The sequence below is a fragment of the Peribacillus sp. NPDC056705 genome, from assembly GCF_043656335.1.
In genome coordinates this window covers 131981-146966 of the sequence record NZ_JBHTYI010000008.1, presented here as the reverse complement: position 1 = coordinate 146966, position 14986 = coordinate 131981, and the positions used below count along the sequence as shown (strand labels likewise).

General features: G+C 36.1%; 12 protein-coding genes and 1 pseudogene. 4 read left to right on the top strand and 9 right to left on the bottom strand.

What is annotated here, in order from left to right; all coding sequences use genetic code 11:
• Window positions 1-174: 174 nt before the first annotated feature.
• Window positions 175-1314: an acyl-CoA dehydrogenase family protein gene (locus tag ACFRAK_RS13200; RefSeq protein ID WP_387595519.1), complete on the bottom strand. Its 1140-nt coding sequence runs from the start codon at window positions 1312-1314 to the stop codon at window positions 175-177.
• Window positions 1315-2046: 732 nt separating this feature from the next.
• On the opposite strand from ACFRAK_RS13200, the gene ACFRAK_RS13195 reads away from it, so the two are divergent.
• The 4 genes from ACFRAK_RS13195 to ACFRAK_RS13180 all read left to right on the top strand — a co-directional run bounded on the left by ACFRAK_RS13195 (window position 2047) and on the right by ACFRAK_RS13180 (window position 6008).
• Window positions 2047-3357: an MFS transporter gene (locus ACFRAK_RS13195; protein ID WP_394571845.1), complete on the top strand. Its 1311-nt coding sequence runs from the start codon at window positions 2047-2049 to the stop codon at window positions 3355-3357.
• Between the two features lie 68 nt (window positions 3358-3425).
• Window positions 3426-4163 carry an SDR family NAD(P)-dependent oxidoreductase gene (locus ACFRAK_RS13190; RefSeq protein WP_387595513.1) on the top strand — a complete coding sequence of 246 codons (738 nt, stop codon included), beginning with the start codon at window positions 3426-3428 and terminating at the stop codon, window positions 4161-4163.
• A gap of 181 nt (window positions 4164-4344) precedes the next feature.
• Entirely contained in the window at window positions 4345-4524 is a 180-nt protein-coding gene (locus ACFRAK_RS13185) for a hypothetical protein (RefSeq protein ID WP_387595510.1), read from the top strand.
• Window positions 4525-5111: 587 nt separating this feature from the next.
• On the top strand, window positions 5112-6008 hold the full coding sequence (locus ACFRAK_RS13180) for a LysR family transcriptional regulator (RefSeq protein WP_387595508.1): 897 nt from the start codon (window positions 5112-5114) through the stop codon (window positions 6006-6008).
• 53 nt (window positions 6009-6061) lie between these two features.
• On the opposite strand, the pseudogene ACFRAK_RS13175 reads toward ACFRAK_RS13180, so the two are convergent.
• From ACFRAK_RS13175 to hutG, 8 genes and pseudogenes are all read right to left on the bottom strand, one after another.
• Window positions 6062-6441 (bottom strand): annotated as a pseudogene (locus tag ACFRAK_RS13175) (DDE-type integrase/transposase/recombinase); the annotation flags it as partial.
• A gap of 138 nt (window positions 6442-6579) precedes the next feature.
• Window positions 6580-6981, bottom strand: coding sequence for a YybH family protein (locus tag ACFRAK_RS13170; RefSeq protein ID WP_387595506.1), 402 nt, complete (start codon window positions 6979-6981; stop codon window positions 6580-6582).
• 459 nt (window positions 6982-7440) lie between these two features.
• Window positions 7441-8616: a M20 family metallopeptidase gene (locus tag ACFRAK_RS13165; RefSeq protein WP_394571844.1), complete on the bottom strand. Its 1176-nt coding sequence runs from the start codon at window positions 8614-8616 to the stop codon at window positions 7441-7443.
• Between the two features lie 2 nt (window positions 8617-8618).
• Window positions 8619-9845, bottom strand: a complete 1227-nt coding sequence (locus tag ACFRAK_RS13160; protein WP_394571843.1) for a Zn-dependent hydrolase — start codon at window positions 9843-9845, stop codon at window positions 8619-8621.
• A gap of 17 nt (window positions 9846-9862) precedes the next feature.
• Window positions 9863-11050, bottom strand: a complete 1188-nt coding sequence (locus ACFRAK_RS13155; protein WP_387595498.1) for a hypothetical protein — start codon at window positions 11048-11050, stop codon at window positions 9863-9865.
• Between the two features lie 631 nt (window positions 11051-11681).
• On the bottom strand, window positions 11682-12290 hold the full coding sequence (locus ACFRAK_RS13150; protein WP_387595495.1) for a HutD/Ves family protein: 609 nt from the start codon (window positions 12288-12290) through the stop codon (window positions 11682-11684).
• Between the two features lie 383 nt (window positions 12291-12673).
• On the bottom strand, window positions 12674-13867 hold the full coding sequence (gltS, locus tag ACFRAK_RS13145) for a sodium/glutamate symporter (RefSeq protein ID WP_387595493.1): 1194 nt from the start codon (window positions 13865-13867) through the stop codon (window positions 12674-12676).
• 5 nt (window positions 13868-13872) lie between these two features.
• Window positions 13873-14817, bottom strand: a complete 945-nt coding sequence (hutG, locus tag ACFRAK_RS13140; protein ID WP_394571842.1) for a formimidoylglutamase — start codon at window positions 14815-14817, stop codon at window positions 13873-13875.
• Window positions 14818-14986 lie beyond the last annotated feature (169 nt).

Sequence of the window (14986 nt, the reverse complement as noted above, 5' to 3'; positions counted from 1 at the left end):
CTAGATCCATAAAAACATATACATCGGATCTACCGCTGAGCTATATCCACTAATTAAGAATTAAAAGTATGAGTTTTATTTCCCAATAGATATTCAGCATATGATCGTTCACTTTCTATAGTGAAACGCTTTCATTAATAACGATTTCAATAATTTATCATTAAGATGAACGATTTATAAATCCATCTCTTTAGCAATAATTTCTTTTTGAACTTCGTCAGTACCCCCGCCGATTCTCATTAAACGGGCATCACGCCATTCTCTGGAGATTGGATATTCATCCATATATCCATAACCACCGTGAATTTGCAGAGCTCTATCCGCCACTTCATAATAAACTTTAGAAGCAAACAGTTTTGTCATTGATATTTCTTTTACCAGCACTTCTCCTTGATTATATTGAGCTGCCGTATTATATAAAAGAGCACGAGCCGATTCAACTTCGGTTTGCATTTCAGCCAAGTAATGTCTGATAACCTGGTTTTTTGACAGGGACAGGCCAAATTGTTCACGTTCTCTGGCATATTGTACAGCCAAATCCAAACATCTTTGGGCACCCGCAACACAGGCAGTAGCTTGAATCAAACGCTCTCCGTTCAATTGCCACATGAGCTGCTTAAATCCTTCTCCTTCTTTACCCAACAAGGCATCATCCGGAACGAAGACATTTTCCAGGAAGATTTCTGCAGTATCTGATGCGTGCATGCCTATCTTTTCTAACTTACGGCCTACCGTATAACCTTCTAAATTACTATCCACTAAAAAGATACTAAATAATTGCCTGCCATTTTTTTCTCCCGTCTTCGCTATTAAAATTTGATAATCAGCCCTTATCCCATTTGTAATAAAAACCTTGGATCCATTGATAATCCATCCGCCATCTGTTTTTTTAGCCGTAGTACGTAGTCCTGCCACATCTGATCCGGCAGAAGGCTCGGTAATACCAAGAGCAGCAATTTTTTCTCCAGCTATTGAAGGCACAAGATAGTTTTGTTTCTGTTCTTCTGTACCGAATTTTAAAATCGGGTTTGTTGCCATTAAAGCCTGCACATTAAATGCCATCCCTAAGCCTGCACAGCCTGATGAAGCTATTTCCTCTGTTACAGTCATGGCTGCAAAGTAATCCAAGTTACTGCCGCCATATTCTTCTGGATAGCGTACTCCAAATAACCCCATTTGCCCCATTTTTCTAAAAATCTCATTTGGAAATCCATTCTTTTCCCATTCTTCAATATTAGGAACAATTTCTTTTTGTACAAATTTACGAACTGTTTTTCTTAACTCCTGATGAATCTCCATTACTTCATATTTCATTTGTATTCCCATCCTTTACCTTTTCATAATTTTGCTAGATTATGATTCATTTTCATTGACTAATACTCAATTGAAATTAACCACCTTTTATCTTTCACAAAATAAAAAACCCAGCAAAAAATAGCATATCGCTTTTTTTTGCTGGGCTTATTTACGAATAAAGATTGGCTTTTTTGAAAACACAATCCAAATAAATAACAGCTTTTATTTAATTATTAGTCCTTATTTTATAAATTAAGTAATTTATTGTCAAGTACAAATATTCGGAAAATATTAAAAATGATTTATTTTATACAAATAGAAAATACATGCTTAATTGTTTGTTGAATGATTGGCTTATTTAAAATAAAGATACACTCTTATGATTCCAAAATCAAAATTTATCAACAAACTAATAAATTATAACGCGTGTTTCTTCTTATAATCATTTCTTTTTTCTAATCTATTAATCTTCTGTATGTTATTGACATCCGCTTTTATTTATCATAAGATTCTGATATCTTAATAAAAATGTAAGCGCTGTTATTTACAGGGGTAAACAAAAATTTATCTCTTTTAGTGAATAAGTCCAGCATAAAGTTCTCTATTTACTTTATGCTGGACTTATTTTTTTGGTAGTAAGAACAATTGTTCCATCCCCTGTTGGGATGTCACAATATAAAGCGTTTGTCCAAGGAATGGACACATGCAGGAATTTACTGATTAAAGGAGGAGATTTGCAAGTTTCTATTAATGAAAAACATATTTTTAAAAAGGGGTTGGGCTATAGTGTCAAAAAAGGGTGAAAAACTACACTATGCATGGTGGATAGCAATTGCCTGCTGTGCTATTTATGCAGGCAGCGTCGGAATTATTGTTAGTTGTGCCGGATTATTTTATAAATCTGTGAGTACTGAATTGGGAGTCGGTACAGCTGATATTGTTTTTTATACAACACTTATGTATTTAGTGATAACCATTACCCTTCCTTTTGCAGGAAAAATCTTTTCGAAATTTAATATTCGCCTAATATTATCTGTCGCTGCACTAACAGATGCCCTTGCATTTGGATTAATGGGCACATATACATCTGTTTACCAATTTTACGTTTCTGGAGTGTTACTTGGTATCAGCAACTCCTTCTTAATTTATGCAGCAGTACCATTGATTATTAACAACTGGTTTAAGGTTAAAATGGGAACTGTTCTTGGGCTATCCATGACATTTATGGGTATAGGTGGGGCTATATTTGCTCCCATTTCCGGATATCTAATTGAAACGATTGGATGGAGAAGCTCATATATGGTACTTGGCGTGCTCGTTGCTGTCTTAACACTTCCTTTTACGATCTTTGTCATCCGAAAGGATCCAAAAGAAAAAAACATGACTGCTTATGGATCGGAAATTGCTGAAGAATCTACCAAAAAGGTTGTTGATGAAACAGGTACTCCTCTAAAACAGGCAATTAGATCAGTTTCCTTTTACGCTGTATTTATTTTTACAGGACTTTTAGGTCTAGTGGTAACGGTAAGTTTTCATATTCCGAATCATCTTTTGTCTGAAGGATTCTCTACTACATTAGCTGCAAGTGTCGTTACGTGTGTCATGATTGGGCAAACATCCGGGAAATTCCTTTTAGGCTGGTTAAACGATAAAGCAGGAATAAATATTACGAATTTCGTTGGAATCGGTTCAGGTATGACAGGAATCCTGCTTATTTTATTTAGTGGAAGTATAGGGGTTATTTCTCTATATATTGGAGGACTTGCTTTTGGTATTGGTTATTCCTGTAGTACTCTGTTACCGCCATTCATGATCAAAGCTGTTTTTGGAAACAGAGATTATGCAGCCATCTATACCATTGTCATGTCATCGGCTACTTTAGCGATTGCCGTTGGAACAACTATTTTTGGATTTGTTTATGATATAACCGGATCCTATTATGCTGTATTCCTCGGCGTATTAGCTATCCAAGTTTTCGCCATACTTTTAGGTCTCATTACGCTAAGAAGAAAAGCTATAGAAGCCAATAAAAACACCGTTTTGGCTGTTAATGAGAATTAATCGATTTTGGAATTAAGATAATAGAATCACAAGTTTTTTCGATTAGACTATGAAGAGGATGATTTTATATGTTATTAAAAGATAAAGTTGCAGTAATAACAGGCGGAGCTTCCGGGATGGGGAAAGCCGAGGCTCTAGCCTTTGCAGAAAAGGGTGCAAAGGTTGTAATTGCTGATATTAACTATGAAGGCGCACAAAAAGTGGTCAATGAAATCATCGTAAACGGTGGATCGGCATTAGCTTTACAGGTCAATATGACCAATTCAGCTAAGATTAATGATATGGTACAGGTTATATTAAGTGAATTGGGCCAAATTGATATTTTAGTAAATAATGCAGGAGTCTTCGACAAATATAAAACAAGTTTAGAGACAAGTGAAGAAGATTGGGATTTTATTTTTAACATTAATCTTAAAAGCATTTTTCTTCTATCAAATTCAGCCCTTCCGGGCATGATTAGTCGAGGAAATGGGACCATTATCAATATTTCCTCTGTAGCTGGTCTGGTTGCAGGTAAAGGCGGAGCAGCCTATACAGCGTCAAAGCATGGATTAATCGGTTATACAAAACATTTAGCTTCTGTTTATGCTTCTCAAGGAATTAAAGTCAATGCAATCTGCCCTGGTACAATCGTAACACCTTTGACGAAAGATATTCTAGATAATATTCCAGTTGATAACATTCCTGCACGAAGATTTGGTCACCAAGAAGAAGTAGCAGAACTGGCTGTCTTCCTTGCATCAGACCAGGCAAAATTTATGAACGGAACGGCGATTCCAATTGACGGTGGATTTACGATCCAGTAGTATAAAATGTTTTGATAGTTGATTTATATAATGTAAAAAGTCATCCATTACAATATGAATAAAAATTTTAACTTGTTAAACGACTTCTCATAGGATCATTTCCAAAAAAGCTCTAGTATATCTGCTAGAGCTTTTTTGATAAAGTCAGTTAAAAACAGTATTTTAAATGGGGATGATTGATTTGGTAAAAACGATGATTTTAATTGGTGCTAACACAGGACAAAGCAGTGAAGATTTCAAGTCAGCTTATCTTGATTCACATTCAAAAAAATTGGCTGCTAATAATTATGTGCAGGAATATGTAACAAATGGCATCACGGAACCAACGCTAGAAATGATGGATGCAGGCTGGGGCCGATGATTCCGGCATTTTAGTTATTGATGAGGTCTGGACAGATGGAATTGACGTTTTATCTCTTTATAGAGACGTGAACGTCATCGGCGCATATGAATGCAAACAAGTAATCTTGCGCCCTTGTTATCCAAAATGGACAATTGAAGAAAAATCCCATTGGATTAAAAGTTGGGGGTTTATTAAAATGCTTTGACGAGCAACGTCCAGAGGATTTTTTTGCCTATTGGGAACATATCCATGGCCCTAAAGCATTGTTACATCATATCGGTGCAGGAATTTACATACAAAATCATTTTGTAAAAACAATTAAATCTGCTACAACCGAATGGAATGGATCGTGTCGCTTTGTTACTGGAATGTTGATGCTTCTAAATATGGACATTTCAGCAGACCGAATTCTATGGATGTGATTAAAGAAGATGGCTCTCATTTCATGGATGTTTTCAAATCGCTCTATACAGAAGAATATGTAATAAAAAAATAATTTAAAAAACAAAGGTGTAGTCACTAATTTTGCAAAACGCTCAATTTATTTTAAAGTAATGTATAATAGGTCTATATTTATATTATTCGGTTTATAAAAGGAGTTCAAAATGGAGCTTTTACATTTAAAATATTTTCAAGTGGCAGCTAAGTATGAACATATGACAAAGGCAGCAACTGAGCTTAATATCTCCCAACCAGCCTTAAGTAAGACAATAGCACGTTTAGAAGCTGACCTAGGTGCACCTTTATTTCATAGACAAGGAAAACAGATATATTTAAATGAGTTTGGTAAAGCCTTCCTAGAACGGGTGAATCGCATATTCATTGAAATAAATGAAGGCAAACTTCAAGTACAAGATATGAATAGTCCTGAAAAAGGAATTATATCAATAGCGATGACTCTTCCTCATATCATGGCCAAATTTATTGGCGATTTTCTGAAAGATCATCCGCATGTCACAATCAAACATAAACAAGCTTCTTCTTCTGAAATGAAGTGTCTATTAGAAAATGCTCAAATTGACATATGTATCTCTACTAGTCCAATAATAGGAGAAGATATTGAGTGGGTTCCCTTAATGGAAGAAGAAATATTTTTATCTGTTCCCCATACCCACCGATTAGCTGAGCGTAAAATGATAAATCTTAATGAAGTTTCAGATGAAACTTTTATTGGATTACCTCAAGGTTATGGATTCAGGGAAATTACAGATAAATTTTGTAAGGAGGCCGGATTTACACCTAATACAGCTATTGAATTGGAAGAATCTTGGACTATTCAACAATTAGTTGAATTAGGTTATGGAATTTCCTTTATCCCTACTCTCTCAATACTTCAAGATTCAACACCTAATACTGTGCGAATTAAGATTAATGATCCAGTTTGTAAAAGAACGATAGGTATTGCTTGGCATAAAAATCATTATCTATCAAAAGCCGCTATAGAATTCCGTCAATTCTCAATTGATTTTTTTAAACATAGAGTTAAAAGTTATTATTTATAACAATACCCCATTTTTTTAAGTTTTTGTGTAAGAAATGTTAGTTAGAATATAGAGTTAACAGTTTTTTCTTTAATCATATGCATCGCTTCTATATGACTTTGCTGTGTGAAAGGACTTTAATCCAAGCATTGAACGAACTCACTAATAAACCGATGATCTTGTTCTATTCCGTTATAAAGATCATTCACTCGCCTAACTTGGATGCCTACGGGCATCTTTTTTTCTTTCTTCAACTCATCATTCGCTATAAGATAAGCAGGATTCTTATCGACTGTTATAACGCGAGGCGTTGAAACATGAAAAGACCCCAAAGCTTTCTTAAAGAATCGCTTTGCAGTCTTATGCTCTCTTGTTTTACTATATATTTCCTTTTGAATCATCTGCTCCGCACAAGTGATCCATTATCTTTAATTTTAATATACGTCTCATCTACATCATCATTTCTATCATAAGCGATTTTTTCATAGCTAAAATCTTTTCTTTTTCTCTTTCAAAATACCTCTCAGTTATATACTGATGTATTCTAGTAAAAAAAAAAATAAAAAGCCACCATAACGGCAGCTTTCACCAATTACTTCAATTCTTCAATTATTTCAGCACCATAAGAGTTGTCGATTATACAGCGCCATGTACCGGTGGAATCCTTTTTAAATACATATGTCGCGGTTCTTTCCATAGAGAATTCGGAATCTTCCTTTTGATTGGCACTTAGCTGGGCTTTTGCCACAACCAATGCCGTATCACCCGTTTCGATTATTGCCATCTTATCTTGATTGACGATTAAGCTGTGATTAAAGTATTCAGCGATAGCAATGAATGCCCGACGAATTTCCGCTTTCCCTTTTGCAAATGTTCCAGGTTTTACAACTAAAGTTGCATCCTCTGAATAAAACTCCATTAAATGATCGAAATCCTCATTGTTTATTGCCCTGTCCGCATTTTTTATGACTTGTTCCAGCTCATGATTCTGCATAATCACCCTCCTATTCAACTTCTCTTCATACTAATTGGTGTTCGACTGCAGTGATGGGGATTCCTGCTCATTAAGAGAAAAGAGTATGTTTAAATCATTTAAATAAAAGTTGAATGCACATAAGATTTTTAGAAAATGAATTACCATGGTTCATTCTCATTACGGTATGTTTCATGCAACTTTCAACTTAATGCAAAGTGAAATGAATACAGAACGTAAATACCAAAAGGTTTATTTGCATATATCAGGCAATATGGAGTACACAGCTTCTCACCTTTACAAAAGTTAAATAAGAACAACTTCATAAAAAGGGAATGGTAAATCCATTCCCTTTTTGACTGTGTGCAAAGACCTTTTAGTGTAATTTAACCCTTAACGCCAGAAGGCCGCCAATCGGCTGCCTTCTGGCGTTCAAATAACCTTTTAACAATTTCCGTATTCCCTCTTTTATCCAGTCCGTCATTCGTGCAAAAATGCCCAGGCATATTGAGCGTAAAGTTCTGCACCAGTAGCAAGCGCATCTTCGTCGATGTTGAATTTCCCGTGATGATGGGCCCATTCCGTATCCTTTTCAGGGTTTCCAGATCCAACTAAAGCGAAGCTTCCAGGTACTTCATCTAAATAGAAACTAAAATCTTCTCCACCCATTGTTGGCTTTTCATTATATACTGCGTCTTCGCCAAACGCATTTGAAGCAACTTTTTGCACTAATTTTGCACTGTATTCATCATTAATGACAGCTTGCGTTCCACGGTAGTACTCAACCTGTGCGGTCGCACCGTAAATATTGGCAACATTTTCAGCATAAATCTGGAGCTGTTTTTCAATATGGTCACGTGTTTTAGGATCAAAACAACGGACAGTCCCTTCAATAACGGCATTTTCTGCAATGACATTAAATCGTGTGCCCACGACCATTTTTCCAATTGTCAAAACTGCGGGATTTTGTGGGTCGACCTTTCTTGATACGACAGATTGTACATTCATGACAAATGAAGAGGCCACAATAGTTGCATCGATACAATCCTGTGGCATTGCACCATGTCCCCCTCTTCCTTTAAACGTTACTGTAAAGATATCTGCTGAAGCGAATGAAGGTCCTTGAGAACAAGCAACCTTGTTTGTTGGCATTTGCGACCAAATATGTATGCCAAAAACATTATCAACACCTTTGACAGCTCCTTGTTTAACCATTTCCTTTGCACCTGTTGCTACTTCTTCAGCTGGTTGAAAGATTAATCGCACATTCCCAGGTAATTCTTCTTTTATTTCGTTTAGTGCCTTCGCTGCAATTAATAACATGGATGTATGTGCATCATGACCACATGCATGCATTTTTCCTTCTTCTTTTGAAGCATACGGCAAGTCTTTATTTAATTCTTCAACAGAAAGGGCGTCCATATCCGCTCTTAATGCTACCGTCTTTCCTGCCTTACCGCCTTTAATTTCTCCAATGACACCTGTTGGTTCTGCTTTGCGATAAGGTATTCCTAATTTTTCAAGGTATTCACAAATAAAGGCCGTTGTATTTTCCTCTTCCCATGATAACTCAGGTTCGCTATGAAGTTTTCTACGTATTTCTATTAATTCATCACTATAATTTTGAATCGCTTCTTTTATCGTTTGATTAATCATCCTCATTCTACCTCCGTTAAACATTTAGCCACTTCGTAAAATATTTGCACTCCATTTGCTATATGACGTGCATCAGACCATTCTTCTGGACAATGACTTAGTCCTGATTTACTTGGAACAAAGAGCATGCCAACATCAGTTACATCGGAAAAAACCATCGCATCATGACCTGCTCCACTATTAATGGAACAGTATGGAATTTCCAAATCAGAACTTTTATCTTTTAATAAAGCTTTTATTTCATCACTCAATACCTTTGGCGGCATATATAACACCTGTTCCGCAGTTGTATGGATTCCCTGTTCATGATAGGATTCGATTAATTCTTTCATCCGCTTGATAACATTGTTAATATGTTCTTCCTTGCTAGATCGGATATCTATCGAAAATTCAACCTTATTTGGGATGACGTTAGCTCCATTTGGTAAAACATGTAGTCGTCCTGTCGTGATAACCGTTCCTTCACCTTCCTCAATTGCAAGGCTCGGTAATTGAGAAATAATCTGAGCGGCTGCAACCAAGGCATCCGTACGGCGATCCATCGGGGTTGTGCCTGCATGTCCTGCCTTTCCTTCAATGGTCACTTCAAATTGAGTTAAACCAACAATCGCTTCTACAATACCAATGGGGATATTCTTCTCTTCAAGGATTGGCCCTTGTTCTATATGCAATTCGAGAAATTCTTTAATGCTTTTAGGATTTCTCCTTTTTGGAAGTGATGAGTCCAGACCAATTTTTGACATCGCTTCAATTGTCGTGATACCTTCTTTATCCCTTAAATTTTTAAAACTTTCCTCACTAAGTGTTCCCACTATTCCTCTCGACCCCATTAGTCCTCCGCCAAAACGAGCACCCTCTTCTTCAATCAAGGCAACGATTTCAAATGGATATTTAGGTGTTAATTGATTTTCTGCAAATAGGGCAGCCACTTCAAGAGCGGCAATTACACCGGCTGGCCCGTCATACGCACCACCATTTGGTACGGAATCAAAATGTGAACCGATCAAAACGCTTGGTGCATCTTTTAAAGTACCTTCAAGCTTTCCAAAAATATTTCCAAGTCCATCTTCCTTTACTGTTAGACCGGTTTCCATCATTTTATTTTTAATATAATTGCGTGTAAGTAAGTCTTCCTTGCTATACGTAAGCCGGGTTGTCCCTTTTCCGGGTGTTGATGTAAATTCGCTCAAATCATTTATTTGCTTTTTTATACGTTCGATAAGACTCACTTGGAATTCCTCCTTTTTTACAAGAATTGTACAAATATTCCTGCCAAAATAACCGACACGATTGTAACCGATATAAATCCACCAACAAGCATCGGCGGCAGCATATGGCTTAGCAATACTTCTTTTTCATTTTCATCTTTTGTTAATGAATTGACGACTTCATTGGTGATAATGTAATCGGCTGGAAATCCGTATAATGCTGTTAAAGATACAGCAAAGGCCATTTCTTTGCTGACATTTAACAATTTCCCTGCAATGAATGAGAATATATACATGCCAATAACAGCTAGGAAAATGCAAACAATAAGTGGGTAAAGGATCTCCACCATCATACTTGGTGTTGCATTTTTTAATCCGTCAAAGACGAAAAGCATAAGGGCCATGATGGCAAATCCAAATCCATTTGCTTTTTGCAGTGTCTGCTTTTCCAAGAAACCTATACTTTTTCCGACAACCCCGAATAGTAAGCAAAGAACAAAAGCATTTATTGATATAATCGGCTCTAATCCAGTCGAAACAAGGTAAGCGAGAAAAGCAACAACCGCAAGTCTGAAAAATTTAAAATATTCAGTATTATATTTTTCAGGAAGTTTTTTAAACAGCTTAAGTTCCGTCATACCTTCTGAAGCGGCTGCAGTATCACTTTTTTTTACCGTTAATTGCCCATTGCGATATTGCCCCAATAGCTTCTTCCCTTCTTTCTTCAACACAATTGAAGTTAAAGGATATCCAGCAAAGCCTTGCATTACATAAATAACAATGGCAAAAACGGACAAACTCGTTAGTCCTGCGTCTGCCGCTCCTTCTGACATGATTAATGAAGATACCATACCGCCCACTAAAGGTGGAATCGCCACAAGGACAGTTTGCAGATCAAATATGAATATGCCAATTCCGAATATAAGTGCAACAATACCAAGAATGCCAGATAAGGAGATGACAATCGTTTTCCATTGATTTACCAATTCTCTTATTGAAAGCAATGTTCCCATATTCGTGATCAATAGGTACATCATCATGGTTGCCACTACCGGTGGAACACCTGCTATTGAAACGATGTCTTGCGGGAAGAATGTCCAATAACCACATAGAAATAGGATTGCGGAAACGAAAACGGAAGGTACCCAGGCTTTTGTCCGAACCGCCACAATGTCTCCTACAAATAAAATCAGAATAACAATAACTAAAGCCAACATCTGTGACATATGAGTTCCCTCACCTTCCGATTTAATAGTTTGAATATTCTAAAATAATAACACTAAATCGTTTTAATTTAAAGATAATTCAATATTTTCAGGTAATTATACACAGATAATAGGATATGTAAGTGTTTTAATTCTGGTTTCACATACCGAGTATTACAAAATGTGGATATATCAAAATAATTTTAATTATAAAATTATCTTTATAGACTTTTTATCAATACCAACTAATCTGTACCATTTATTTTAAATATAAGGCTGTTTTCGCATACTTTGTTGTTATACCAAGTTAAGCGGTGTGGTTGATTTCCCCTCCAGATGCTCGCACTTGCGCTCCAATCAACCTTATATCGTTTCGCTTTAAAAACAACAACAATCTTTACGAAAAGAGCCAAAAACAAAAAGCCGTCTAAGGACAGCTCTGATTAATTAATATTTAATATCCTGTTTACTTTTTACTGTATATAATCTGAATAAAGTAAACTCATATCTTGGAAGTATATGGAACTATTAATCTAAAAAAGGTACGTGATGTCAACCATTAGCAGTGAACGCGCTGACGTCAAACCTCATCATTGGGTCGCAATCAATTTATATATGAGAAGGATGCATGCTTTGGCAACCCAAACTTCCATCAATAAAAAATACTTACCTTAATAATTGTTGAAGATACGTGATCTTCGTAATTTGATAACTTTATGTTATTGCAGAAATGATCCATGTTCAAGATTACCAAGTCACCTTGCCCTAAAACAATAGACTCTTTTTCATCGATACTCATTCTACTTTTTCCTTTGAAACAATAATAGGCGTCGGTTCTTTTCGAAGATTCCCCATTATCCAACACTTCAGAATGGGTTCCATCAGTCAAATGAATGGTGCTAAGGTCTCCTTCGCATCCTTCTGCTAACATCAAATTAAAGTCCGTAACCCTTCCAATACTTCGGGTTGTCCAGCCTCCATCAAACCGATCCTGTTCAAATGGCTGTAAATGCACACGGTGCTTTCCCTTATGTTCCAGCAGCATTTCACCATCAAGGATCATAATGATTCTCCGAATGCCTGGAAGGTGAGTAAATAAGGATTCGTCCACCTCGACATCTGCGGTGCTAATCCGCCATTTGAAATCACGCTTCGAATAATCTCCATCTTCAGGGTAAATGGCAAGTTGAGTTGTTTTACCACCTGACCAAAGACTGGTTATTTGTTCACTTTTTCTTATTATCTTTAGTGAATAGGACAACTATTTTCTCCCCTTTTATTATTACTTTACTTTAAGTTGAAAACAATTTCGACCAGAGTGAAGATCAAAAAAAATTGTTTAAACAAAGAGGCATAACTGGCTTAGGTGTACTGGACTCTCATCGTAGCATAATTTCATTCTTACTTGATCGTGCTATACACACAAGGTCGTTCATACCTACTTGAAATCGATGGGGTTCCGTTACATTAATAATTAGACAGAAACCAATGTGAACTACTGCATGGGGAATTTAGAAAAAAAGACAATACCGAATGTTTTTGATACAACTAAAAACATTCGGTATCAGCACTATATCTAACTATACTTTGACCATATCAGGCTTTGCATAAAAACTATTAATGTTGAAATTCATTCCAGCATTATCATTTTAATAGATTAATACTTACAATGATAATTGGCATGGCAAAAACGTCAATAAGAAATGCACCCACTATCGGAACGATTAAATACGCTTTACTTGAAGGTCCATATTTAGCAGTGATCGTCGACATATTGGCCATAGCATTTGGTGTAGCCCCTATACCATGTCCGATAAACCCTCCAACCATAACTGCCGCATCGTAGTTTTTGCCAAGAAAGCGAAACATGATGAATATACTTAAAAGTATAATGAAGATTACTTGTATCACCACAATCAAAATAATAGGTAAAGCGAGGTCAGCAACTTCCCACAGTTTTATACTCATTAATGCCATTGATAAGAAAATACCTAAAGTAATATCTCCAATAAAATTTATACTAGGCATTTCGATGATTTTTCCATTTATTTTATCCAAAATATTCCGAACTATTACAGCCACTATCATTGCTCCAACATAGTTCGGTAAAACATAACCTGTCTTCGCCGAAAATAACTCTCCTAAGTATGAACCTAAAGCCATACAAAATGTCAGTATTAATACTTGTTTCATAAATGAAGCTGCATTCAATTCTATTTTGTCTTCCATTTCTTTCTTTTCCTGAATTTCAATATCCTTTTTACTTGGTGTCAATTTGTGTTTATTAATTAGATATTTTACAGTCGGACCACCAACTAAGCCACCAAATACTAATCCTAAAGTAGCTGCCGCTATTCCAATTGCTTGGGCAGATTGAATTCCCAGCGATTCAATGGTACCTCCAAATGCCGTAGCTGCACCTATGCCACCTTCCATGGATATTGCTCCTGCCATCATACCAATCAATGGATCGATCCCAAAAACCGGTGCTAAAGAAATGCCAATTAAATTTTGAGCTAATGCCAGAAAACCGCATAACAACCAATATATTAATAATAATTTACCGCCGACTTTTACTAATTGAAAACTGGCACCCAATCCAACAGTCGTAAAAAACGTTAACATAAATAATCCCTGGAGTGTCGTATCTAATGAAATGGTTACGTTTAGAAAGGTTTTAAGACTTGTCGCGACTATTGCAAACAGTAATCCCCCTACAACAGGTGCAGGGATACAAAAGTGTTTAAATATTTTGACATTCTTAACGATAATCCCGCCTAGTGCTAAAAGCAGTACCGCTAAAAAAATAGTGATCGTTTGATTGATCTCGATGCTCATGTTGCCTATCTCCTCTCCACACACAAAAATACTTCATTTATTAGGTTTGCAGCAAGTTTTACAGTGCGATTATCATGATCCAATGACGGATTTACTTCACAGATATCAAATGAAATGGTTTTCGGATGTGAAGTAATTTTACGAATTAACTGCCTAACCATTTTTCCAGAAAGACCAAATGAGGAAGGTGCACTAACACCTGGTGCTTCAGAAGCATTAATAACATCCATACAAAGCGTTAAAATAATATGATCATGTTGATTCATAAAATTCAGAATTTCATTTTCATTTTCCTCGGAAATTCCATCTGCCAATTCCTCTTCCAATATCCAGGAACAACCAAGTGAAGTTGCAGTGTCAAATAATTTTTTTGTATTTCCATAACGTTGAATACCAATTGGCAAATAACTAACTTGATGATCATGATCTAATATTTGTTTAAACATCGTTCCAGAAGAAGTTATTTCTTCATATGAGCGTAAGTCAAAATGAGCATCAATGTTAAGGATGCCTATCTTAGCCTGGGGTCCTACACTTGACCTGATCCCTAGATAATGACCATAAAAGGTTTCATGTCCGCCCCCCAATATAACAGGAAACATATTTTTAGTTACTATTTTCTCTACGTGACTTCCTAATTCAGCTTGTGCTGCTTCTAACTGTTGACCTTCACAAATGATATTTCCGAAATCAACTAGACTATCCTCTGCTTGACCATGCCAAGATAAAGAAGATAAGGATTTACGTATTTCATCGGGAGCTTCTTTGCTTCCAAGTCTTCCTTTATTCCTGCGTACGCCCTCATCACAAGAGAACCCTATTATTCCACATGCATGATTTATTGAAGTTATTTGATTATCTTTAACTATTTGATGAATTCTATATTCATCTTTATCTACTAGACTATCTGTTCTGCCTTTCCATAAATCCATATTCGGTAATGCATACATTTATTTTTCCTCCCCATTAATAAAAATACTTCATATGTGCAATCGCCAATCATTCGGGTTGTACAATAATAAAAGATCTTGTGCAATGGCTTTTCCTTTTAGTTTTCGTTAAACGTTGATAGGATTTTGACTTATACAACTTGATGCATTTTGCACATCCCGCTTCCAC

Bases quoted from the DNA above. Each gene is read 5' to 3' on its own strand.
- ACFRAK_RS13200 (WP_387595519.1), bottom strand. From the start codon at position 1,314: ATGAAATATGAAGTAATGGAGATTCATCAGGAGTTAAGAAAAACAGTT.
- ACFRAK_RS13195 (WP_394571845.1), top strand. From the start codon at position 2,047: ATGAAAAACATATTTTTAAAAAGGGGTTGGGCTATAGTGTCAAAAAAG.
- ACFRAK_RS13190 (WP_387595513.1), top strand. From the start codon at position 3,426: ATGTTATTAAAAGATAAAGTTGCAGTAATAACAGGCGGAGCTTCCGGG.
- ACFRAK_RS13180 (WP_387595508.1), top strand. From the start codon at position 5,112: ATGGAGCTTTTACATTTAAAATATTTTCAAGTGGCAGCTAAGTATGAA.
- ACFRAK_RS13170 (WP_387595506.1), bottom strand. From the start codon at position 6,981: ATGCAGAATCATGAGCTGGAACAAGTCATAAAAAATGCGGACAGGGCA.
- ACFRAK_RS13165 (WP_394571844.1), bottom strand. From the start codon at position 8,616: ATGATTAATCAAACGATAAAAGAAGCGATTCAAAATTATAGTGATGAA.
- ACFRAK_RS13155 (WP_387595498.1), bottom strand. From the start codon at position 11,050: ATGTCACAGATGTTGGCTTTAGTTATTGTTATTCTGATTTTATTTGTA.
- gltS (WP_387595493.1), bottom strand. From the start codon at position 13,867: ATGAGCATCGAGATCAATCAAACGATCACTATTTTTTTAGCGGTACTG.
- hutG (WP_394571842.1), bottom strand. From the start codon at position 14,817: ATGTATGCATTACCGAATATGGATTTATGGAAAGGCAGAACAGATAGT.